Origin of the sequence: Halomonas qaidamensis (genome assembly GCF_025917315.1) — a bacterium.
Classification (GTDB): Bacteria; Pseudomonadota; Gammaproteobacteria; order Pseudomonadales; family Halomonadaceae; genus Vreelandella; species Vreelandella qaidamensis.
On sequence record NZ_CP080627.1, the window covers coordinates 2,877,605 to 2,899,102 of the forward strand.

The window sequence follows — 21,498 nt, forward strand, 5'->3', positions numbered from 1 at the left end:
CCAGCGAGTTACGCCTTACCTAACTGATTTTTCACCTAACCGGATTTCATTTAAACGGTAATGCATCGTTCGCGGCCTCACGATAGGCGCTAATATGGGCACCCTCTTCATGGCAGAATTGAGCAACGCCTGCTGCCAAGCCAGGGTGTACAAGGTAGTGCAGCGAACGTACCCGTTGAGGGGCAAAGCCACGCACCAGCTTGTGTTCACCCTGGGTTCCGGGGTCGAATAAAGAGAGCCCGTTTTCTAGACAAAATTCAATTCCTTGGTAATAGCAAGCTTCAAAATGGAGACAGTCAGCAACCACTTCGCTCCCCCAATAGCGGCCGTACAAAGTATGCTCGCCACGAAAATAGAGTGCGGCGGCAACGGGCTGACCATTTAATAGCGCCTGAACCAACACAAGTGCCTCAGGCATCATATGGCGTAACCGCTCAAAAAAAGCCTCATTCAAGTAAGGCGGGCGGCCCCGCTCGTGATATGTGATCGTGTAGCAGCGAAAGAAGTGCGCCATGGCTTCTTGAGTAATTGCCTTGCCCTCTAAGCGCCGTAACGTAAAGCCTTGCTCGGCAACCAAGCGCCGTTCGCGCTTAATCATTTTGCGGCGTTTCGACGTAAGGCTCGCCAAAAAACCATCGAAATCGCCAAATCCACGATCTCGCCATTGAAACTGAACGCCCTCTCGCGCAATTAACGCTGGAAACTGCCGCTGCCAGGCAGCCACTTCGTCATCCTGCGCAAACAGCAAATGCCAACTCGACAACGCTTGCTCTTCACAATGCGCTTGCCACGTCGCTGCTAATAATCCGCGAACATTTTCGGCATTAACATCATCAGCAATTAAAGTGCGCGTGCCAGGAACCGGGGTAAACGGAATAGCGCTCAGTGCTTTAGGATAATAGTGGCCGCCTGCACGCTCCAGCGCATCGGCCCATCCCCAATCAAACACATACTCACCATAAGAGTGGTGTTTGCGATACATGGGCAACGCCCCCACCAAACGATTATCTTGCCATACGCAAAGGTGGCAAGGCTCCCACCCGGTCGCGCGACAGACAGCACCACTACGCTCTAACGCCTGTAAAAATGCATGACGTAAAAAAGGTTGTTCACCGCTGACCAGCGCATCCCACTGGGCGGCGTCCACAGCGTCGATGGCGGGTAGCATAATGCATGACAGTGAGTGCGAAAGCATGATGCCTCCCAAGGCGTATCGTTAGAAATATTAGTACATGACCTTACCACTAACGAGACGCTCAGTGCGTTTGTTGATGCTGTCATTTCTGTGCGGAGTACGGTATTCAAGTAGTCACGACAACCGTCTATTGTTATTAAGAGTTGACTAAAGGAGCAGCCATGAAACGCGACTTAACGCGCCTGTTGCACGCTCAGCGTCATGCGGCTAACCGCACTTTTGCCACTTTAAGCATGCGTAGAAAGCGTTTAGAACGTCTTGCACAAATGACAAAACATCACCAGCGGGACATCATTCACGCCATTCAAGCTGACTTCGGCAAACGTAGCGAAACGGAAATACGTCTGGCAGAAATTAGTGCAGTGTTACAAGCCATTGGTCATGCACGGCGGCACCTCTGGCACTGGATGCGTCCCTGTGCGGCTACTATGCCGTGGCGCTTGTGGCCTGCCCGTGCACGTATTACACCTCAGCCGCTTGGTGTGGTCGGCATTATGTCGCCTTGGAACTACCCGTGGAGCTTAGCATTGATGCCGGCTATTGATGCTGTCGCAGCAGGCAATAGCGTCATGATCAAGCCCAGCGAGTACGCTCCCAATACCAGCGCTCTTTTGGCAAAGCTGGTACCGCAATATTTTACTGACGAAGAGTTGTGCGTTGTTGAAGGCGGTCCAGACATCGCCAAAGCGTTTAGTGCCCTGCCTTTTGATCATCTAATTTTCACCGGATCAACGGCGGTGGGCCGTCAGGTTGCGCTTGCCGCTGCCGAACAGTTAACCCCGGTAACTCTAGAGCTGGGTGGCAAATCACCTGCTATTGTGGCGAGCGACGCTGATCTAGACCGCGCCGCTGCCTCAATTATTTTTGGCAAGGGAATGAACGCTGGGCAGACCTGCATAGCGCCGGACTATGTATTGGTGGAAAGCCGCCACCTTGAAACACTTATCCAAGCGCTTAGTCGAGCCATCGAGCAGCAGCGCCCAACCGATAAAGAGGCCACAGGGTTCGTCAGCCCTCATCATCAACAGCGTAGCGAACGGCTGATAGCGCAAGCGAGAGATCACGGCTGTCGCATTATTGATAGCGGACCCCATGCTCCCGCGCTGGTCATTGACCCAACACAAAACCTTGAACTGATGCGTGAGGAAATTTTTGGCCGTGCTCTACCGCTGATCAGCGTTAAAAGCATCGATGACGCAATTGCCTTTGTGAATGCCCGACCACATCCACTAGCGCTGTATGCTTTTACCAACGATAAATTGCTGCAAACCACATTACGTCTCTCAACCCGCTCTGGCGCACTGGTATTCAATGAAACGTTGCTTCACCACGCGGTTCCTTCGCTACCTTTTGGTGGCGTTGGAGACAGCGGCATAGGGGCGTATCACGGTCGCCACGGCTTCGAGCGTTTCAGTCATTTAAGAAGCATTTTTTATCAATCAAAACGGGCTTCAAGCTCACTCATAAGGCCACCCTATAAACGTTGGCTATTAAAATTACTGAGGATTAGTTAAAGCTTGTTCAAAAATGACCGATAATTATTAATATTTAATGTTTGATTGTCTCTTGGGCACTCTATTTTTGAACGACTTATCTTCTAGGACACACAATGCAAGCCGCAGACTTTCCTGAGAATGAACACCAGCGTTTAGCGGCATTGCATGCTTTACAGGTGCTTGACACCCCTGCTGACGAAGCGTTTGACCGTATTACCCAGTTTGTCTGTGACTTATTTGATGTACCTATTGCACTAATATCACTCGTTGATACAAAACGCCTATGGTTTAAGTCCCAGCAAGGACTGTCTGCCAGTGAAATGTGCCGAGATATTTCGCTGTGTGCACATGCTATTGCACTTAACGACATGCTCGTTGTTGAAAATACGCTTGATGATCCACGCTTTGCTGACAATCTGCTCGTCACTGGGACGCCACACGTTCGTTTTTATGCTGGCCAGCCGCTGCAACTGGCGGATGGCCTATCAGTAGGCACACTCTGTTTAATCGATCGTCAGCCGCGTTCGTTTAGTCAACACGACCGAGGCATTTTAAAAAGCATCGCGGGACAAGTGGAAGAGCTGCTGCGTCAGCATCAAATACGCAGAGCCTTGGCTCAAACCACGCGCCGTTATGAAGCGCTATTTAACGAAAGTGCCACGGGTATCGTGCGTATCGACCGTTCTGGCCATGTGTTAAGCATTAATCCTTTCGCACTTACGATGCTGGGTTATCAGCAGCACGAAGTGGTTGGTAACAATGTCGCGATGTTTACGCCTGAAACAATCAGCGCACATCACGACAGTTTTCTTGCCAATTTTTTAGCAGGCAGCGAGCCAAAGGTGATTGGTCGAGGCAGAGAAGTGGAAGCACTTCATAAAGACGGCCATTTAATTCCCGTTCATCTTGCTGTCAACGCCATCCATAATGAGCAAGGAAATGTTGCTGAATTCCTGGGCATTTTAACTAATCTAACCGAGGTTTATAATGCCACCCAACAAATCAATAAAGAACAAAGCCTGCTAAAAGTACTTCATCAAGGTATTACAGATTACCAAGCACTCATGTCGGTTGAGCAGCTATGGACATTCTTAATGGAAGCGCTGCGCGACCTTACCGATAGCGATTATGCGCTCATTGGAGAAGTGTTACCTACTGATACGACTAACGCACTTAAGATACACGCCATCACAGATCTTTCATGGAGCGATGATTCCAGGCACCTAATGGAGCGCCTACGTAGCGGTGATATGACGCTCACCAACCCTAACTCACTGTTAGGAAGGGTATTCGCCCACGGCGATGTCATTATGACTGACGACGTTTATCGCCATACGAAGCGCGGTGGTTTCCCACCAGGACACCCACGTTTAGGCAATTATTTGGGCGTACCTATTTTCAGTGGTGATAACCTCATTGGCATGTTTGCCATTGCAAACAGTAAACAGCCCTTAAACCAAGCGCTTTTAGACTGGCTTCAACCGTTTACCGATACATGTGCACTGCTCATTAACCTTTATCGCCAAATGGCCGAGCGCGAACAAGTTACCTGTGATTTGGCAACCGCTAGAGATCAGGCAGAGCAAGCCAATAAGGCAAAAAGTGAATTTCTGTCTTCAATGAGTCACGAATTGCGTACACCGCTTAACGCCATTATCGGCTTTGCTCAGCTGCTCGCAAAAGGTCGCCGTGATCCACTGAGTGAAAAGCAGCAGCGCCAAGTAGGGCAAATCGAGAAGAGTGGACAGCACCTGTTAAGCCTAATTAATGAAGTGCTGGATTTAGCAAAGATCGAAGCGGGTTACATAACTCTTTCGCTAGAACCCATGTTAATTGAAAACGTATTAGACGATGCCTGTACCACGCTAGAGGCGAACATCGATGCAGCAAATATTACGCTAACGCGTCATTCAGTGTCGCCAGCCTGCATGGTGTTAGCAGATTACACACGGGTAAAACAAGTACTGCTCAACCTGCTTTCCAACGCAATTAAATACAACCGAGCAAACGGCACTATTCACGTTAATATCGAGCCGGTTGGGTCCGAACTAAAGGTTAGCGTTATCGACTCAGGGCATGGCATTGCGCCAGAGCGTCAGCATGAGCTTTTTGAACCCTTTAACCGGTTAGATGCCGAGTATGGAGGCATTGAAGGCACTGGCATTGGCTTGGCCATTACGCGCGAACTGGTAGAGCGGATGAAGGGAAGCCTTGGTGTTGATAGCCAGCCGGATAAGGGCTCTACTTTTTGGTTTACGCTGCCCATTGCCGAAGAACAACCTAGCGAACACGAACAGACCTCTCTTTCTAGCGCCATGGACACTGCCAGTAACGCCCAACCTTTCTTCACTCTGCTATATATCGAAGATAATCCCGCCAACCAGCGGCTTATGGAAGATATCATAGACGACTTTCACTCGATAAAACTGCAGGTTGTCGCAAGCGCCGAACTTGGTTTAGATATCATGCGCCACTCACCCCCTAATCTTGTTCTAATGGATATCCACCTACCGGGCATGAATGGGTTTCAAGCATTAGATATTATTCAAAACGATTCGGCGCTAAAACATATAAATGTAATTGCGTTATCTGCCAACGCGATGGAACGTGACTTACAACATGGACTAGCAGCAGGGTTTGCTGACTATCTGACGAAACCTATCGATATTGATAAACTAACGGCCTCACTTAATCGATTCATCACTACTGCACCCCCAAGAGCGCAGCCATGAGCCTGAACCACAAACACATCCTTGTGGTGGATGATAATTCCATTAATGTCAACCTGTTATTAGACCTGTTGGATGAGCATGGTTTTGAAAATGCCCATGGCCTAAACGACCCACGCGAAGTACTAACACATTGCCAGCAAACGTTACCTGACCTGATTCTGCTGGATATACGAATGCCTTACCTGGATGGGTATACGGTTATTAATCAGCTGCAAACAGAGTTTGGGCATAATACCCCGCCAATTATTATTCTCACCGCACAGATTGATGATGAAACCCGACACCGTTCACTCAGCATGGGCGTGCGCGACTTCGTCACAAAACCGTTCCAACATGACGAAGTGCTGCAGCGCATTCGCATTACATTGAACGTTGAACACCGTTATCAGGTTCGCAATCAACAGGCAGACACGCTAGAACGCATGGTGGCAAAGCGCACCAAAGAGCTGAATCGTCAGTCTCGTACCGACCCTATTACCCAATTAGCTAATCGTCGCGCGCTCACCCAAATGCTCCGCGAAGCAGCATTGCGAGGAACGGGAACGGGGCTACTTTTTATTGTCCTGGATCACCTAGACGATGTGATTAAGCTACATGGTTACGGTGTCGCTGATAAATTAATGATGCATATTAGCAGTCAGTTGTCAGCCAAGCTCAGCGAGCAGTGCCAACTAGGCTTATGGGGTGGTAGCGAATTATTAGTGATTACTGATCACGCTGATCTTGAAACATTAAGGCAGTCTGCGGCACAACTATTGAGTTGTTTCGATCAAGATCAGGCACTGGGTGGTCTGCTTCTGCCTTTAAATGCGCGGATTGGTATTAGCTGGGCAGATGCCCATTTTGAAATTGAGCGCCTTGTCCATATGGCTGCCTTAGCGCTACCACAAAGCGGCACGCTACGTATTCAATGTTATAACGAAACCTTAGAAGCCCAACAGCGTCACCGTCTAAACCTTCAGCAAGCGATTCGTGGTGCAACCGAACGTGGTGAGATGTCGCTGGCTTTCCAACCTAAAGTTTCACTGACAACGCAGTGCGTCATTGGAGCCGAAGCCCTGCTGCGCTGGCACCATCCGGAGCTAGGCCATATTTCACCAGCGGACTTTATTCCCCTTGCGGAAGCAAGTGGTGATATCCTTTCTATTGGTGAGTGGGTGCTTGAGAAAGCAATGCAGCATATCGTCGAATGGCGGCTAAAAGGCTTGCTGGATGATCACTTCCATATTGCGGTGAACGTTGCAGCCCGCCAATTGGCGCGAAAAGACTTCGCTCAAACGTTGCTTTCTAAACTGGCAGAGCATGAGATCCCAGCCCCCTTTTTCGCCTTGGAAGTCACAGAATCAGGTTTATTAAGCGATATGCAAAACGCCCGTACGCAGCTGGCTCAGCTTGCTGAGGCAGATATTGCCGTAGCCATTGACGATTTTGGTACGGGGCACTCTTCGCTTGCTTATGTTAAGACATTGCCTTTCTCCACGCTAAAAATAGACCGCGCCTTCGTTATGGACCTAGAAGATGACGCGGTGGATCGTCATTTAGCCTTAACGATTACCCAGCTTGCCCATGCGGTTGGGTGCGATGTGGTAGCAGAAGGCATTGAAACATCTGCCCAGGCGGACTACTTACGTTCTATTGGCTGTGAAGCGGCGCAAGGGTATTACTATGCTCGCCCGCTAACCGCCGACGCTTTTTTTACCTGGTGTACAGAATGGGCACCCAACGCTCAAAAAAATATTGCCATGGAGGCTGCTGATGGCGCATGACCTGCTTGACCGCTTACGCGAACGCTTAGAAGAACTCAATCGCTCTGAACGCAAAGTTGCCAATGTCATCCTGGAGGACCCGGCGGTAGCCACCAGCCTAAGCATCGCAAGCCTTGCCCAAGCGGCCAGCGTCAGTGAGCCCACGGTCAACCGGTTCTGTCGCAATTTCGGTGCCAAGGGCTACCCAGATTTCAAAATTAAACTTGCCCAAAGCTTGGCGGGCGGAACGCCTTATGTCACACGGGCTGTAGAGCCTGGAGATACGGCAACACAGTACACTCACAAGATTTTCGGCGCGACGATTGCCGCCCTAGACGAAGCCCAACGTGAGGTCGACATGGCCGCCGTGGAGCGCATGGTTGACTACCTTACTCAAGCAAAACAGATTCACTTTTTTGGTTTAGGTGCCTCTGGCGCAGTCGCCCAGGATGCCCAGCACAAGTTCTTCCGTTTTAACTTGCCCGTGGTTGCTTATGTGGATGTGCTGATGCAGCGTATGGTGGCCGCTGCCTGCCATACAGGAGATGTGGTAGTGATTATCTCGTACACAGGCCGCACTAAAGAATTGGTCGATATTGCACGCGTTGCTCGTGAAGCTGGCGCCGTCGTGCTGGGGATTACCGCTCCTCATTCTCCTCTATCCTTGGAGTGTACCGCGACGCTCGAAGTCGCCACCCCCGAGGACACCGACCACTATATGCCCATGACCTCGCGGATGATTCAATTAACGCTGATTGATGCCTTAGCTACCGGCGTTACCTTAAGGCGCGGCGAAGATTTTCTGCCACACCTGAAGAAAATCAAAGACAGTCTTCGCGATACCCGCTTTCCAGTGGAAAAGACGGGTAAGTAACCTGTAAACCATCAATCACTAATGCGGGCAACTTAACTGCTAACAGCGGTAGTAACCGTAATTTCCACTTTTAACTCATCGGCAGGTAGCGGCGCGCAGACACAGGTGCGTGCCGGTGCATAACCTTCGGGCACCCAGGCATCCCACACCTCGTTCATTGCGGCAAAATCATTGCCATCTTTAAGGTAGATTGTCGCGCTTAACAGCTGCTCACGGCTAGAACCAATCTCTTTTAGCAGTGCATCTACCCGTGCCAGCATACTTTCTGTTTGCGCTTTAATGCCGTCATGGCGAGCCTCGGGCCCCGCTACCTGACCACACAAATAAGCCACACCTTGATGAATAACAGCACGGCTCATACGAGCTTTTGTATCATGGCGCTGAATTGTCATGGTTCAATCTCCTAGATAAGACAAAAAAAGCAGTGTAAACCGCCGCAGACTAGTTGCCTATGCCTTCTTCATCAAACGCGCTCAGTGGGCACAGGGCGATGCTCGAAGACTCGTCGCAAAACAAAACTCGTATGAGCGCCCGTCACCCCTTCGATACGGTTAATCACATGCAGTAAAAGATGCTGATAGTCATCCATATCACGAACCAGTATCTTGAGCTGAAAATCCGCCGCCTGACCGGTAATAATTAAACACTCAATCACGTTGGGAATTTTACGGATGTGACGCTCGAAGTTATCGAAGCGTTCGGGAGTATGTTGATCCATTGAAATATGCAGCAACACCATCAGTTGATAGCCCAACTGGCGCGCATCAACCTCAGCCCGGTATTGGGTAATTAGCCCGTGCTCCTCTAGCGCACGTACTCGGCGCAAACAGGGCGAAGGAGACAACCCGATGCGCTCGGCTAGCTCCTGATTACTAATCCGCCCTTCCTGCTGTAACACATTTAGAATATGGCGATCAAAACGATCAAGCTCAAGCGGCACAACAGGCATGACAGCATCTCCTACCAATAAAAATCAAATAACCAATATTTACTGCCAATTATTGGCGTAAAAACCATATTTTCGCAATAACCTTTCGCCTTCTATCACGTAGACTGTAATGACTGTCACAAGCAGCCCCTATCAGGTGTCTTACCCGGGCACCGGTTAACGCGGCTTACGCCACAAGCGGCCGCCTAAATAATTCACCGCCTTCAGGAAACTCACCATGTCTGCTTTTGATCATCGCAAATATCGCCCTGCTCCTCGCGTTCCTGCATTCAACCGCCAATGGCCGGACCGTGACCTAACGCAAGCGCCCATTTGGGTAAGTGAAGACCTACGCGATGGCAACCAAGCGCTATTAGAGCCGATGACAGTTGAGCAAAAGCAGCGCTTTTGGCACCAGATTATTAAGGTGGGTATCAAAGAAGTGATGGTAGGCTTCCCATCGGCTAGCCAGCCAGACTACGATTTTGTACGTTGGCTAATTGAAGAAGACCAAATTCCAGACGATGTCACTATTGCAGTACTTGTTCAGTGCCGCGAACATTTAATCGAGAAAACCTTTGCCTCGCTGGTGGGCGTCAAACGCGCCATTATTCACCTTTATAACTCCACCTCCACTATCCAACGCGAGCGTGTATTCGAGATGGATCGCGACGGCATTACCGATATTGCCGTACAGGGCGCTACCTGGGTGAAGACCTATGCTGCCCAATACCCAGGCGTTGACTGGCGCTTCCAGTACTCGCCGGAAAGCTTCTCTAGCACTGAAATTGATTTCTCATTGGCCATTTGCGAGGCGGTGATGGATGTTTGGCAACCAACGCCAGACAACAAATGCATCCTCAACTTGCCCACCACGGTAGAAGTTGCAGGGCCGCATCATCATGCTGACCAGATTGACTACTTTTGCCAGCACATTAGCCGTCGCGACAGCGTAATTATTTCGGTGCATACCCATAACGACCGTGGTGGCGCTGTCGCTTCGGCAGAGCTTGCGTTGCTGGCAGGTGCCGACCGCGTTGAAGGCACCCTACTGGGTAACGGCGAGCGCACCGGCAATATGGATATCGTCACCCTGGCGATGAACCTCTATAGCCAGGGCATTGACCCTGAGTTGGACCTTTCCAACCCAGACGAAATTGTCCAAGTGGTGCATGAGTGTACCGGTATCACCATTCATCCACGCCACCCTTGGGTCGGCGAGATGGTGTATACCGCGTTTTCCGGCAGCCACCAGGATGCTATTCGCAAATCACTCAAGCATCAAAAGCCTGACGAGCCGTGGCAAGTGGCTTATTTACCCATTGATCCGCATGATATTGGGCGTGATTATCAAGCCGTTATCCGTGTGAATAGTCAGTCTGGGAAAGGCGGTATGGCCTTTTTGTTGGAGCGAGACTACGGCATTAATTTACCGCGTTGGATGATGCTGGCACTTGCCCCTTACGTGCAGCAAGAGAGCGAGCGCCGCAACAGCGAGCTTTCCAGCGAGATTATTCGCCAAGTGATGTTCGATAACTTCACTCAGAATGCACCGCTGGCATTAGCCGATTACCGGCTCTCTAAAGGTCAGGACGAAGGTATTGAAATCACCCTGTGGGAAGGCGCTGAAACACTGCGCTTGTCAGGAACGGGCAACGGTGCCATGTCATCGTTCACCGATGCTTGGAAAAAACACTCAGGCAGCAATGTAGCAATTATTGACTACAGTGAGCATTCACTCGGCGGCGACAGCGAAGCCAACGCGATTGCCTTTGTTCAGCTGAATATTGATGGACAACGTCTTTGCGCCGTGGCCGAAGATAGTGACACCGTTAGCGCATCGCTGAAAGCGCTGCTGTCAGGCATTAATATGGTGCAGGCCACCAAACAGCATCAGCAGGAAAACGCCGCCATCGAGGCATAACCGCTTATTCGGCACACTTGATACATTTCAGCACTAACGGGTCCCAGGTGAGGCGTTTGGCACCAATCCATTCGCCACACTCAATGCACTCGCCAAAGTTCTGTTGTTCAATACGCTGCAAGGCGCCGCTAATACGCTTAAGCGATATTTGACGGCGCTGCTCCTCTGCCTTTGCCATGGCTTGACCCTGCAGCGCATCCATACGTGACAACCGCCCTACCGTCGTTTGATCAAGCTCCACCGTCTCTCTTGAAGACGCGCTTTCAATGCTTTCTTCTCGCAAAGAAACCTCTAGGGCCAACAGCTTTTGGCGTATCGCGGCTATGTCTACCTCAGGGTGATTCATCTGCCTCTCCTAATGACTTCAGCGCAGAATCAGCACCGGCAAATGGGCATTGCGCAACATGGCGGTCGTCGTGCTGCCAACCAGCAAATGACGAATACGCGAATGACCATAGGCACCCATGACCAACAAATCGATACCGTGCTCTTGCTTATAAGCGCGCAACGTTTCTTCTATTTCACCAGCGCGAATTACCCCTTCAGCTTGGTGACCAGAAGACTCAAGGACATCAATTGCCCACTCAAGCTGTGACCGGTTTTCTGCAGTCTCAGCGCCCACGATCACGACATGGCAGGCAGCACCTTCAAAAAGCGGGCTTTTGGCTAGCATTTCAACGCCTTTGCGAGCTGTTTTGCTCCCATCAAACGCCATCATCACGTTTTTCGGCTGCGTAAACTGCTTAGGCACCATCAATAGAGGGCGATGCATCTCGCGCACGACACGTTCAAGATTCGAGCCTAGATGGCCACTAGCTTGATGCGCGGTTTCGCCACGCTTGCCTAATACCAATAAACGCATCTCTTTTTCGTTCTCAACCAAAGTCTCTACCAACGTACCGTTGCGCTGGAGGCAGAGTGGATCAGCAATACCGGCTTCCATTGCGCGTGCTTTTGCCGCATCGAGCATATAACGCCCCTGCTCACGGGCAACTTTCGCACGCTGCTCTTCAATATCAGATAGCTTTTCTAGCAAATGCTCTCGGGTCCCTAAGCCTAAATTCCCGGTTAGATCAGGCTCTGTCACCTGAGGGTGGTTATCCAAGGTATGAATAAAGCTTAATGGCGCATCAAGTGCCTTGGCAGCCCAAACAGCATAATCACAGATGCTTTCTGAATACTGAGATCCATCAATAGCGGCAAACACGCGATCAGACATAAAAACGACTCCTTGAGCGGGTGCGTTAAGATTTTTATTATTCTCATTCTTTTTTACACGAACTTATTGACCAGCGACACCTTAACGCACTCTTTGTGTTCATCCCTATCGTTATAGGGTGAGTGGTACACTTAACGGCCTATTAACGCGGCCAGTTAAAGGAGTCACGATGGAGCATGGTATCGCGAGCATGCTACTGGTAGCCCTAGGCGGCGCGTTGGGCGGCATGAGTCGCTATGCTGTTTCTAGCCTTATGGCCTACCTGCTGGGTAACACCTTTCCTTGGGGCACCTTACTGGTGAATGCCAGCGGTGCGTTTATAGCGGGCGGGCTACTCGGATACTACGGCGTGCCAACCACACAGCCACTGTGGCTATTTGCTATCGCAGGCTTGTTAGGTGGCTACACCACCGTTTCATCATTTAGCTTACAAACTATTGAACTGTGGCAAAGCGGCCAAGCGCTGCGTGCCGCCTTGAATATTGCCGCCACCTTACTGCTCGGCATGGTGATGGTCACGCTAGGCTGGCTACTAGCTAAGGAGCTGCTATGAGTTGGCAAGCCTATTTGGCAGTCGGTATTGGCAGCGGGATTGGCAGTGCACTTCGCTACGGGGTATCTCTCGTGTCTTTGGCAGCGCTTGGCGGCTATTTCCCCTGGGGTACGCTGCTGGTTAACGTACTGGGCTCTGGAGTCATCGGATGGGTTGCCGCTACCGCCTCACGTTTTCCTAAGGGCAAGCTTGCGCACTGGCAGCCGCTGTTAGTCGCCGGTTTTTGTGGCGGCTTTACCACGTTTTCACTCTTTAGCCTGGAAACCTTGCACCTTATTCAGCAAGGACTTTCTGGGCTAGCGCTGCTTTATATACTCATCAGCCTACCGCTTTGGTTACTGGCGGCCTGGCTAGGAGAACGTATAGCGCTTTCTCGTTTATAGCCGTAGGTATTTTATGCGCGAGCAGTTAGAGCGACAGCAGTCTTGGCTTTACCTAGGGTTTATCTGCTTAGGGCTTACGTTGGGTCTGGTAGCTCCCTTACTAGCGTCATCACTTGAACAGCTGTTATGGCCGCTACTCGGTATACTGCTCTACGCCACCTTTACTCAAATACCGCTATTACATATCAAGCAAAGCGTTACCGATAAACGCTTTATGGCAGCACTGCTGATTGGCAACTTTATCATCATCCCTGCGCTACTAGGGGCCTTGGTGCTAAGCCTTTTAGTACTGGGGCTACCGCTTCATCCACCGGTGATGGCGGGTGTTTTGCTAGTGCTGCTGATGCCCTGCACAGACTGGTTTATTACCTTCACGCACTTAGGCAAAGGCGATGCCGCCCGCGCTGTTGCGGCAACGCCAGTGCTGCTGATCATGCAAATGGTCGCGTTACCCGCTTATCTATGGCTATTTTTAGGCGGCGAGTGGTTTCAGTTAACGTTGTCTGCCGGCCTTTTCAGCGCTTTTACGGGAGTGATCCTGCTGCCCTTAGGCTTGGCATGGCTAACAGAGCTTACCGCCCAGCGCTATCACGCGGTTGAGCGAGCCACCGACCAGCTTGGCTACTTGCCAGTGCCGCTGCTGGCATTGGTCGTATTGGTCATTGCTGCAACACAGGTGAATAGCGTACTAGCGCTTTCTCACGTACTGATGCAAGTAGTGCTTATTTTTGTAGGCTATTTAGTAGTGGAAGCAGTTTTAGGCAAAATGCTGGGCAGGCTATTTAAGCTTCCTGCCACCAGCGTCCGAACACTTGTCTTTAGTTTCGGGACCCGCAATTCGTTTGTCATGTTACCCATCGCACTCACCCTACCCAATGGCTGGCAAGCCGCGGTGGTAGTGATTGTTTTTCAATCGCTAGTAGAGCTATTTGGCATGGTGGCGTTTATACGCTGGGTGCCAAGCAGGCTAATTCCGAGCCGCCTATAAAAAACGCCGGCCCCTTTGCGTGGTGACCGGCGTTAAAGTGTGCGTATTGATTAACGTAATATCAGTACCGGAATTCGGCTGCCACGTAGCATCGCTGTTGTGGTGCTCCCCACCAGCAAGTGACGGATACGCGAATGGCCGTAAGCGCCCATCACTAGCAGGTCAATAGCATGCTCCTTCTCGTACGCTTGCAAAGCGTCGTCTACCTCACCGGAACGGATGGCTCCCTCGGCTTGGTGACCTGCATCGAGCAGCGTACTCAACGCCCATTCAAGCTCACTGCGATGCTCTGCAGTGTCAGCACCCACAATTAGCACATGACATTCGGTACCCGCGAATAAAGGCGAGCGCGCCAGCATCTCGACCCCTTTACGGGCAGTTTTGCTACCGTCAAACGCAATCAGTACCTTTTCCGGCTGCTTAAAGGCTTTAGGCACCATGAGAATTGGGCGGTGCATTTCACGCACCACGCGCTCAAGGTTAGAACCTAGGTGGCCGCTGGCATGGTGAGCCGTTTCGCCACGCTTGCCTACCACCAACAAACGTATGTCTTTCTCTAGCTCTACCAAGGTTTCAACCAGCGTGCCGTTAAGCTGGCGAACAATGGGATCAACGACTCCACCTTCTACTGCTCGTGCCTTGGCAGCTTCCAGCATAAGCTTGCCTTGCTGACGGTTTATCTTAGCGCGCTGCTCATCAAGCTCAGAAAGTTCTTTCATCAAGCGCTCGCGGGCACCAAACCGTAAGTTACCCGACAAATTTTGTTCTTCTGGCACGTCAGAATGATTATCCACCACATGCACAAAACTAAGCGGCGCGTTTAATGCCAAGCTTGCCCAAGCGGCGTAATCGCATACGCTTTCTGCATATTGGGAGCCGTCAATCGCGGCGAGTACGTGTTCAGTCATATCGCTCTCCTTGCGGTAGTTAGTGGCCGCCCATTAGCTTTTCAACAGCTTCAGGGTCGTTGTGTACCGCGTAGCGATCTACCACGGTGGCACTGGCTTCGCTCAAGCCCACCAGCTCTACCTCGGTACCTTCACGGCGGAACTTAATCACCACGCGATCCAGAGCTTGAACAGCGGTAATATCCCAGAAGTGGGCGCGGGAAAGGTTGATGGTGACCTTATCGATGCTCTCTTTAAAATCGAAGGCAGCAATAAAACGCTCAGAAGAGGCAAAGAACACTTGGCCAACCACTTGGTATTCACGCTCTTTACCAGGCTCTACTTCTTTCGAGCCGATATACATGATATTGCCGACTTTGTTAGCAAAGAACATCGCCGCCAGCAACACACCGACAAACACACCAATCGCCAAGTTGTGCGTACCTACTGTGACGGCAACGGTAGCCACCATCACAACGTTGGTGCTCATTGGGTGCTTTTTCAGGTCACGAATCGACTCCCAGCTAAAGGTGCCTATCGATACCATAATCATCACCGCTACCAACGCTGCCATGGGAATCTGCGAGACCCAATCAGCAAGGAAGACCACCATCAACAACAGAACAACACCAGCGATGAGCGTTGAGAGCCGAGTCCTGCCACCGGATTTTATGTTGATGACTGACTGACCAATCATTGCACAGCCTGCCATACCGCCCAGCAAACCCGATCCGATATTAGCGATACCCTGGCCTTTACACTCACGATTTTTATCGCTGGGTGTATCCGTTAAGTCATCAACAATGGTGGCTGTCATCATAGATTCAAGAAGGCCCACCACCGCCAGCATGATGGCGTAGGGAAAGATAATCATCAGTGTTTCTAAATTAAGTGGCACGTCAGGCCATAAAAACATTGGCAGTGTATCGGGCAATTCACCCATATCACCTACCGTGCGTATATCCATGCCACTTACCATATACACCCCGGTAAGCACCACAATGCATACCAGGGGAGAAGGGATCGACTTTCCAATCGCAGGCAAGTACGGGAAGAGATAGATAATACCTAAGCCTGCTACCGTCATGGCATACACATGCCACGTTACATTGGTTAACTCAGGCAGTTGCGCCATGAAGATCAATATCGCTAGGGCATTCACGAATCCAGTGACCACCGAACGGGACACAAAACGCATCAGCTCTGCAAGTTTTAAGTAGCCTGCGATAATCTGTAATACCCCAGTCAATAGCGTGGCCGCCAGTAGGTACTCAAGGCCATGTTCGCGCACTAAAGTAACCATCAGCAGCGCCATGGCGCCGGTAGCTGCTGAAATCATACCTGGACGACCACCGGTAAAGGCAATCACTACTGCGATACAAAATGAGGCGTAAAGTCCTACTTTTGGATCAACACCCGCAATTATCGAAAATGCAATGGCTTCAGGAATCAGCGCAAGCGCCACGACTATTCCCGCAAGGGTGTCGCCCTTGAGGTTAGAGAGCCAAGATTGTTTAAACTTTTCGTACATGCGAAGGGTCCACGGTTATGGGTTTATGACTAGCCAAAAGCAGGCAGACAACGCCGCCAAACATTGGCACGCTGAGGATGTAGCACTTTTTATTGTGAAGATAAGCTGGCGTTTGATACTGAAAAAGTCACGTACTGCATGAAAGGAGCACGGCTAATTTTAAGTACCACAAAGCAATGACAGCGCTATGAATGCGCAGCCATTACCTTAAGAAAGGCAGGAAGCTAGGGCGGAGTCATCAGCCCAGAAAAGATGTGGGTAAATGCAGTCATTAGTAACATTCTGTACGGTTGCAATAAGCAAGGTGCGACAAGGCGCAGCATTCTAACAGCATCATAGCCGCATTGCATCTCACGTTATTCTCAGTAGCCCACGTTCTGACACACGCGGATGCGCCGTCACCGCTACTTAGGCAGGGTGACCTATCACGTGATTGTGGCGTACCATTGCGCCACCAGAAACGATGACAATTGCCAACGTTTTGTGTTGAAGCGGCACATATATGCACGTGCCGAATATGCCCGCCAAAGAGGAGAAATAGATGATGAGCCAGTCAATTGCGGTGATTAAAGGCGACGGTATCGGCCCCGAAATTATGGATGCAACCCTGCGCGTGCTTGATGCGCTGGAGTGCGGCCTGAATTATGAGTTTATCGATGCTGGCTTGGCGGCGCTTGAAAAGCACGGAACGCTGATTCCTCAAGAATCGCTTGATACCATCGAGAAGTACGGTATTGCCCTGAAAGGCCCGCTGACCACCCCCATTGGCAAAGGTTTCTCCTCCATCAACGTGCAGCTGCGTCGTCACTTTGACTTGTACGCCAACGTGCGCCCAGCGATTAGCTTCCCCGGTACGCGTTCGCGTTACAACGATATCGATATGATTACAGTGCGGGAAAACACCGAAGGTGCTTACCTCTCTGATGGCCAAGAGATGATTGACGATGGCAACACCGGCATCTCAGTTATCAAAGTGACTCGCCAGGGTTCCGAACGTATTGTGCGCTATGCGTTTGAACTAGCAAAAAATAACGGTCGTAAGAAAGTCACCGCTGTACATAAAGCTAACATCATTAAAACCAGCTCTGGACTATTTTTGGATGTCGCGCGGGAAGTCGCCAAAGAGTATCCAGAAATCGAATTCCAGGAAATGATTGTGGATAACGCCTGCATGCAGCTGGTGATGAACCCCCACCAGTTTGATGTGGTTGTCACTACCAACTTGTTTGGCGATATTCTTTCCGACCTCTGTGCAGGGCTAGTTGGCGGGTTAGGTCTGGCACCCGGAGCTAACATCGGCGAAAAAGCCGCTATTTTTGAAGCAGTTCACGGCTCGGCACCGGATATTGCCGGACAAAAAATCGCCAACCCTTGCGCCCTACTGCTAGCAGCGGCCCAAATGCTCGACCACTTGGGCATGAACGAAAAAGGCGACGCTATTCGTCACGGAATTCGCGCGGTGCTGGAAACACGCCGCGATATGGTGACACCCGATATGGGCGGTACTGGCACCACCGATACCTTTGCCCAGGCGCTGGTTGAACAAGTAGCTGCCTAATTCCCTCCTGCTCATTTCCTCTCAGTCAACACTATAGAGCCCTATCCATCATCGCAGCATTCGCCGCGGTGATGGATACTTTAGCCTGCCTCTCTCATCTTTCACCCTAAATAGTTACACAGCCTTCCTTTTTATCGACTCAAATCGCTATACAAAACCATTACAAAAAAGTGCCTTTTATTAATCCTTGGTTTATTATTCATTTATTAACAGATGACAATAGGCTGGCTTAAGGGACTAATAATGCTCGAATATCTCACTTCTAACGCCTTACGTAGCGCTCTTTCTCACCATACCGCCTGTATCTATTTTTCATCTGAAGGCATTATCCAAGAAGCTAGTGAGCCATTTCTAACCATGATGGGCTACTCTCTATCTGACATTAAAGGTAAACACCATCGTATTTTTTGTTTGCCTGAGGAAACATCTACTCATCAATATATGGCGTTTTGGACATCCTTGGCAGCTGGCGAAAGCCAACAGGGCCGCTTTCGGCGCGTGAACGCACTCGGCGAAGAAGTTTGGCTTGAAGCGACTTATGTACCGATTAAGAACCGTCGCGGTAAGGTTGTAAAGATTTTCAAAGTCGCCAACGACGTTACTCAAAAGCACCAAAACGCCGCCGGTGAACGCTCCATCCTTCAAGCTCTAAATCACTCAATGGCAGTGATTGAGTTCACAACTGACGGCTATATCTTGGATGCCAATACCAATTTTGAACATGCAATGGGATATCCACTGCACACTCTTCGCGGCGAGCATCACCGCATGTTTTGCGATGATAGCTTTTATCGTGAACATCCCGATTTTTGGAAGTGTTTAAGCGAAGGAGAGTACAAACAAGGTAAGTTTTTGCGCCATAACGCGAAGGGCGACACCGTGTGGCTGGAAGCAACTTATAATCCAATCTTTGATGAGGAAGGTAACGTCGTTAAAGTAGTTAAATTCGCCACCGATATTACTCAAGCAATGTTGGTATCTGAGGCGGCTAAAGCCACGGTCAGCAGTGCCCAAACATCCTCTAGCCAAACCGAACGGATTGCTCAAGATGGATTGACGCATTTACAAACCGTGCTTTCCGAATCACAACATGCCGCTCATGCACTTAATGAAGCACAACAGCTTATCAATGCGCTCAATAAACAGGCCGAGCAAATTAATAGCATTACCGCATCCATCGCGAAAATTGCCAGCCAAACAAATTTGCTTTCGTTAAATGCAGCAGTAGAGGCAGCAAGAGCAGGCGAACAAGGGCGAGGATTTGCGGTTGTGGCGAATGAAGTGCGTCAGTTAGCAAAAGGTTCCAGCGAAGCGGTTAGTGAGATCACTCGGATACTTAAAGAGAATAACGCACTGGTAGCTCGCACTACTCAAGCAATGCAGCAAGTCGTCCAGCAAGGCAAAACCAGCCAGACTAGCATTAAAGAAATAGAGTCTATTGTCAGTGAGATCTTGCAAGGCGCAAAAAGCGTTTCACACTCTATCGAGCAACTTTCTTTAGATCCAATGTAAGCCAAGCTTGTCCATAAGTTTCCCCGCCAGCGCGGCTAAAAAGCAGCTAGCGGGGAAACACGCGCTAATAAGCTAATATGTTAGCGTAACTTCGTTTTACGCAGGTACGGCAGAACGGCGTCGAATTCACCAAACTTCTGCTTGGCATCTTCATCGGACACGCTTGGCGGAATAATAACGTCTTGACCCACTGTCCAGTCAGCGGGCGTTGCAACGCCATGTTTTGCCGTGGCTTGCAGAGCATCTAGCGCGCGCAGGATTTCTGCGAAATTACGGCCTACCGTCATGGGGTAAGTCATCGATAGCTTCAACTGCTTATCCGGCCCGATAATGAACACCGAGCGAACAGTAGCGCTATCAGCCGGGGTGCGGCCATCTGGCAGATAAGCATCTTCTGGCAGCATATCGAACAGTTTGGAAACCTTTAAGCCTTCATCGGCAATAATGGGGAAGCCAACCGTATTGCCGCAAACTTGCTCGATATCGCTTGCCCAGCGTTTGTGATCTTCAACGCCATCCACAGAGACACCAATGACTTTGGTGCCCCGTTTTTCCCATTCGGGGGCCAGTGTTGCCACTGCACCGAATTCTGTGGTGCAGACCGGCGTGAAATCTTTAGGGTGAGAAAAGAGGATCGCCCAGCTATCGCCGATCCAGTCGTGAAAACGAATCGGACCTTGGCTAGTTTCTGCTTCGAAATCAGGCACTACCGCATTGATACGTAATGACATCGTTCCTCCTTATTAGGGTCAAGTGACCTTAATACCTTATATGACTTTCAACACCTTCACTATAGAACGTTTCGCGCTATAGCAATGAAGTATTCGCTGTGGTCAATCAAGCGGTTTGTCGTCTTTCTCTTCCCGCTTAATGCGTTTTACCCAGCGCTGTTTTGCATAATGGCGCAAGTTCGCCACACTATCGGTTTCATCGACAATATCTTGTCCTAATATCGTCTCAATAATGTCTTCCAGTGTAATAAGACCCACAAAAGTGCCGTGTTCATCATAGACCACCCGCATGTGTAAATGGTCCTTCAACATTGATGTAAACACCTGCTCGACATTGTTCGATACGTCGACACTACCAATCGGATGCATCAGCTCGCGCATGGTTTTGGCGTCATCAGCGTGATACATATCGGCCTTATGCACATAACCAAATGCCTGCTCGCCGTTATCCATTACAGGAAAACGGGTGAATGGCATTTTGCCATACTGCTCGTCAAACTCCTTAACCGTCATGTTAGGCAATACCGTTTCACAGACAGTACGGGGCGTCATCGCTTTATTGACCGCAATTTCATGCAAATTCAGCATGTTAATAATAGTGCGCGATTCGTCCGCATCTAATACTTTCTCTTCCAAACCTACCCGCGCCAGCACTTTAATTTCATCGCGCAAGTCAACATCATGCTCTGACTTTCCTAAACGGCGCGTAATCTGTTCGGACATCCAGATAAACGGCAGCAACCCAATGATCATTGGGTTCAGTAACCGTGGTAACACGGGTGATAAGCCTCGCCAATAGGTAGCACCAATCGTTTTGGGTATGATTTCGGAAAGAATTAAAATCAGCATGGTCATAACGGCAGACACAATGGCAATAGATGCTTCGCCAAACACGACCGCAGCCTGCGCCCCTACTGCCGTTGCACCGACAGTATGCGCAATGGTGTTAAGGGTTAAGATCGCGGCCAACGGCCGATCAATATTGGTTTTTAGCTTCGTCAGCGCCGCATGAAGCTTGGGATTATCTTCTTTTTGCTTGGCAATATAGCTTGGCGTAATAGACAGCAGCGCTGCTTCAAGGATAGAGCACAGAAAGGAGAACGCGATTGAAAGAGTAGCAATCGTGATGAGAAGGAACATGGGAGCTCATAGTGATGGATGATGCGTCGTATATAAGGCCATGAATGCTTGGTGTCAATGTGTAAACACATCTTTATTTTCAGACAGCCTGCTAACATCATT

Annotated in this window: 19 protein-coding genes; 10 read left to right on the forward strand and 9 right to left on the reverse strand. The window is 50.1% G+C overall.

From position 1 onward, the window contains the following. Window positions 1-46: 46 nt before the first annotated feature. A complete protein-coding gene (locus tag K1Y77_RS13030) occupies window positions 47-1,195 on the reverse strand; it encodes a GNAT family N-acetyltransferase (RefSeq protein WP_030073847.1) in 1,149 nt (382 codons plus the stop codon). 161 nt (window positions 1,196-1,356) lie between these two features. On the opposite strand from K1Y77_RS13030, the gene K1Y77_RS13035 reads away from it, so the two are divergent. The 4 genes from K1Y77_RS13035 (at window position 1,357) to K1Y77_RS13050 (ending at window position 8,042) form a co-directional block, all read left to right on the forward strand. Next, window positions 1,357-2,709, forward strand: coding sequence for an aldehyde dehydrogenase family protein (locus K1Y77_RS13035; protein ID WP_030073849.1), 1,353 nt, complete (start codon window positions 1,357-1,359; stop codon window positions 2,707-2,709). 95 nt (window positions 2,710-2,804) lie between these two features. Continuing rightward, window positions 2,805-5,423, forward strand: coding sequence for an ATP-binding protein (locus tag K1Y77_RS13040; protein ID WP_264428929.1), 2,619 nt, complete (start codon window positions 2,805-2,807; stop codon window positions 5,421-5,423). Continuing rightward, entirely contained in the window at window positions 5,420-7,189 is a 1,770-nt protein-coding gene (locus K1Y77_RS13045) for an EAL domain-containing response regulator (protein ID WP_264428931.1), read from the forward strand. Before K1Y77_RS13040 ends, K1Y77_RS13045 begins: the two co-directional genes overlap by 4 nt. Beyond that, window positions 7,179-8,042 carry a MurR/RpiR family transcriptional regulator gene (locus tag K1Y77_RS13050; protein WP_030073856.1) on the forward strand — a complete coding sequence of 288 codons (864 nt, stop codon included), beginning with the start codon at window positions 7,179-7,181 and terminating at the stop codon, window positions 8,040-8,042. Before K1Y77_RS13045 ends, K1Y77_RS13050 begins: the two co-directional genes overlap by 11 nt. 32 nt (window positions 8,043-8,074) lie before the next feature. Here the strand turns inward: K1Y77_RS13050 and K1Y77_RS13055 are convergent, their stop codons facing one another. Together K1Y77_RS13055 and K1Y77_RS13060 are read right to left on the reverse strand one after the other, a co-directional pair. After that, complete coding sequence (locus tag K1Y77_RS13055) at window positions 8,075-8,434, reverse strand: RidA family protein (RefSeq protein WP_030073858.1); 360 nt, start codon at window positions 8,432-8,434, stop codon at window positions 8,075-8,077. 71 nt (window positions 8,435-8,505) lie between these two features. After that, on the reverse strand, window positions 8,506-8,991 hold the full coding sequence (locus K1Y77_RS13060; protein WP_264017693.1) for an Lrp/AsnC family transcriptional regulator: 486 nt from the start codon (window positions 8,989-8,991) through the stop codon (window positions 8,506-8,508). Window positions 8,992-9,208: 217 nt separating this feature from the next. Between K1Y77_RS13060 and K1Y77_RS13065 the strand changes: the two genes are divergently transcribed. Further along, window positions 9,209-10,894, forward strand: a complete 1,686-nt coding sequence (locus K1Y77_RS13065; RefSeq protein ID WP_030073862.1) for a 2-isopropylmalate synthase — start codon at window positions 9,209-9,211, stop codon at window positions 10,892-10,894. 4 nt (window positions 10,895-10,898) lie between these two features. Here the strand turns inward: K1Y77_RS13065 and K1Y77_RS13070 are convergent, their stop codons facing one another. Together K1Y77_RS13070 and K1Y77_RS13075 are read right to left on the reverse strand one after the other, a co-directional pair. Continuing rightward, window positions 10,899-11,240, reverse strand: a complete 342-nt coding sequence (locus K1Y77_RS13070) for a TraR/DksA family transcriptional regulator (RefSeq protein ID WP_030073863.1) — start codon at window positions 11,238-11,240, stop codon at window positions 10,899-10,901. Window positions 11,241-11,258: 18 nt separating this feature from the next. Further along, window positions 11,259-12,113: a universal stress protein gene (locus K1Y77_RS13075; RefSeq protein ID WP_030073864.1), complete on the reverse strand. Its 855-nt coding sequence runs from the start codon at window positions 12,111-12,113 to the stop codon at window positions 11,259-11,261. 169 nt (window positions 12,114-12,282) lie between these two features. On the opposite strand from K1Y77_RS13075, the gene crcB (K1Y77_RS13080) reads away from it, so the two are divergent. The 3 genes from crcB (K1Y77_RS13080) to K1Y77_RS13090 are packed head-to-tail and all read left to right on the forward strand — an operon-like array spanning window position 12,283 to window position 14,037. Then, window positions 12,283-12,666: a fluoride efflux transporter CrcB gene (gene crcB / locus K1Y77_RS13080; RefSeq protein WP_030073870.1), complete on the forward strand. Its 384-nt coding sequence runs from the start codon at window positions 12,283-12,285 to the stop codon at window positions 12,664-12,666. Continuing rightward, window positions 12,663-13,049: a fluoride efflux transporter CrcB gene (crcB, locus tag K1Y77_RS13085; protein WP_030073872.1), complete on the forward strand. Its 387-nt coding sequence runs from the start codon at window positions 12,663-12,665 to the stop codon at window positions 13,047-13,049. Before crcB (K1Y77_RS13080) ends, crcB (K1Y77_RS13085) begins: the two co-directional genes overlap by 4 nt. A gap of 13 nt (window positions 13,050-13,062) precedes the next feature. After that, entirely contained in the window at window positions 13,063-14,037 is a 975-nt protein-coding gene (locus K1Y77_RS13090) for an arsenic resistance protein (RefSeq protein ID WP_264428936.1), read from the forward strand. A 50-nt stretch (window positions 14,038-14,087) separates the two neighbouring features. Here K1Y77_RS13090 and K1Y77_RS13095 read toward each other — a convergent pair whose 3' ends face one another. Next, a complete protein-coding gene (locus tag K1Y77_RS13095) occupies window positions 14,088-14,945 on the reverse strand; it encodes a universal stress protein (protein WP_264428938.1) in 858 nt (285 codons plus the stop codon). 19 nt (window positions 14,946-14,964) lie between these two features. Continuing rightward, entirely contained in the window at window positions 14,965-16,455 is a 1,491-nt protein-coding gene (locus tag K1Y77_RS13100) for a SulP family inorganic anion transporter (RefSeq protein ID WP_030073877.1), read from the reverse strand. 544 nt (window positions 16,456-16,999) lie between these two features. On the opposite strand from K1Y77_RS13100, the gene K1Y77_RS13105 reads away from it, so the two are divergent. Beyond that, window positions 17,000-18,013, forward strand: coding sequence for an isocitrate dehydrogenase (locus K1Y77_RS13105; protein ID WP_030073879.1), 1,014 nt, complete (start codon window positions 17,000-17,002; stop codon window positions 18,011-18,013). A 243-nt stretch (window positions 18,014-18,256) separates the two neighbouring features. Next, window positions 18,257-19,525: a methyl-accepting chemotaxis protein gene (locus K1Y77_RS13110; RefSeq protein ID WP_264428941.1), complete on the forward strand. Its 1,269-nt coding sequence runs from the start codon at window positions 18,257-18,259 to the stop codon at window positions 19,523-19,525. Between the two features lie 80 nt (window positions 19,526-19,605). On the opposite strand, the gene K1Y77_RS13115 is transcribed toward K1Y77_RS13110, so the two are convergent. Together K1Y77_RS13115 and K1Y77_RS13120 are read right to left on the reverse strand one after the other, a co-directional pair. Next, window positions 19,606-20,256 (reverse strand): peroxiredoxin, encoded by a 651-nt coding sequence (locus tag K1Y77_RS13115; protein WP_120386430.1) that lies wholly within the window; start codon window positions 20,254-20,256, stop codon window positions 19,606-19,608. Between the two features lie 102 nt (window positions 20,257-20,358). Beyond that, window positions 20,359-21,396: a CNNM domain-containing protein gene (locus K1Y77_RS13120; RefSeq protein WP_030073885.1), complete on the reverse strand. Its 1,038-nt coding sequence runs from the start codon at window positions 21,394-21,396 to the stop codon at window positions 20,359-20,361. Window positions 21,397-21,498: the final 102 nt, after the last annotated feature.

Coding starts and splice junctions, on each gene's coding strand:
- K1Y77_RS13030 (WP_030073847.1), bottom strand. CDS start 1,195: ATGCTTTCGCACTCACTGTCATGCATTATGCTACCCGCCATCGACGCT.
- K1Y77_RS13055 (WP_030073858.1), bottom strand. CDS start 8,434: ATGACAATTCAGCGCCATGATACAAAAGCTCGTATGAGCCGTGCTGTT.
- K1Y77_RS13045 (WP_264428931.1), top strand. CDS start 5,420: ATGAGCCTGAACCACAAACACATCCTTGTGGTGGATGATAATTCCATT.
- K1Y77_RS13095 (WP_264428938.1), bottom strand. CDS start 14,945: ATGACTGAACACGTACTCGCCGCGATTGACGGCTCCCAATATGCAGAA.
- K1Y77_RS13110 (WP_264428941.1), top strand. CDS start 18,257: ATGCTCGAATATCTCACTTCTAACGCCTTACGTAGCGCTCTTTCTCAC.
- K1Y77_RS13040 (WP_264428929.1), top strand. CDS start 2,805: ATGCAAGCCGCAGACTTTCCTGAGAATGAACACCAGCGTTTAGCGGCA.
- crcB (WP_030073872.1), top strand. CDS start 12,663: ATGAGTTGGCAAGCCTATTTGGCAGTCGGTATTGGCAGCGGGATTGGC.
- K1Y77_RS13090 (WP_264428936.1), top strand. CDS start 13,063: ATGCGCGAGCAGTTAGAGCGACAGCAGTCTTGGCTTTACCTAGGGTTT.
- K1Y77_RS13105 (WP_030073879.1), top strand. CDS start 17,000: ATGAGCCAGTCAATTGCGGTGATTAAAGGCGACGGTATCGGCCCCGAA.
- K1Y77_RS13100 (WP_030073877.1), bottom strand. CDS start 16,455: ATGTACGAAAAGTTTAAACAATCTTGGCTCTCTAACCTCAAGGGCGAC.
- K1Y77_RS13035 (WP_030073849.1), top strand. CDS start 1,357: ATGAAACGCGACTTAACGCGCCTGTTGCACGCTCAGCGTCATGCGGCT.
- K1Y77_RS13050 (WP_030073856.1), top strand. CDS start 7,179: ATGGCGCATGACCTGCTTGACCGCTTACGCGAACGCTTAGAAGAACTC.
- crcB (WP_030073870.1), top strand. CDS start 12,283: ATGGAGCATGGTATCGCGAGCATGCTACTGGTAGCCCTAGGCGGCGCG.
- K1Y77_RS13065 (WP_030073862.1), top strand. CDS start 9,209: ATGTCTGCTTTTGATCATCGCAAATATCGCCCTGCTCCTCGCGTTCCT.
- K1Y77_RS13120 (WP_030073885.1), bottom strand. CDS start 21,396: ATGTTCCTTCTCATCACGATTGCTACTCTTTCAATCGCGTTCTCCTTT.
- K1Y77_RS13115 (WP_120386430.1), bottom strand. CDS start 20,256: ATGTCATTACGTATCAATGCGGTAGTGCCTGATTTCGAAGCAGAAACT.
- K1Y77_RS13070 (WP_030073863.1), bottom strand. CDS start 11,240: ATGAATCACCCTGAGGTAGACATAGCCGCGATACGCCAAAAGCTGTTG.
- K1Y77_RS13075 (WP_030073864.1), bottom strand. CDS start 12,113: ATGTCTGATCGCGTGTTTGCCGCTATTGATGGATCTCAGTATTCAGAA.
- K1Y77_RS13060 (WP_264017693.1), bottom strand. CDS start 8,991: ATGCCTGTTGTGCCGCTTGAGCTTGATCGTTTTGATCGCCATATTCTA.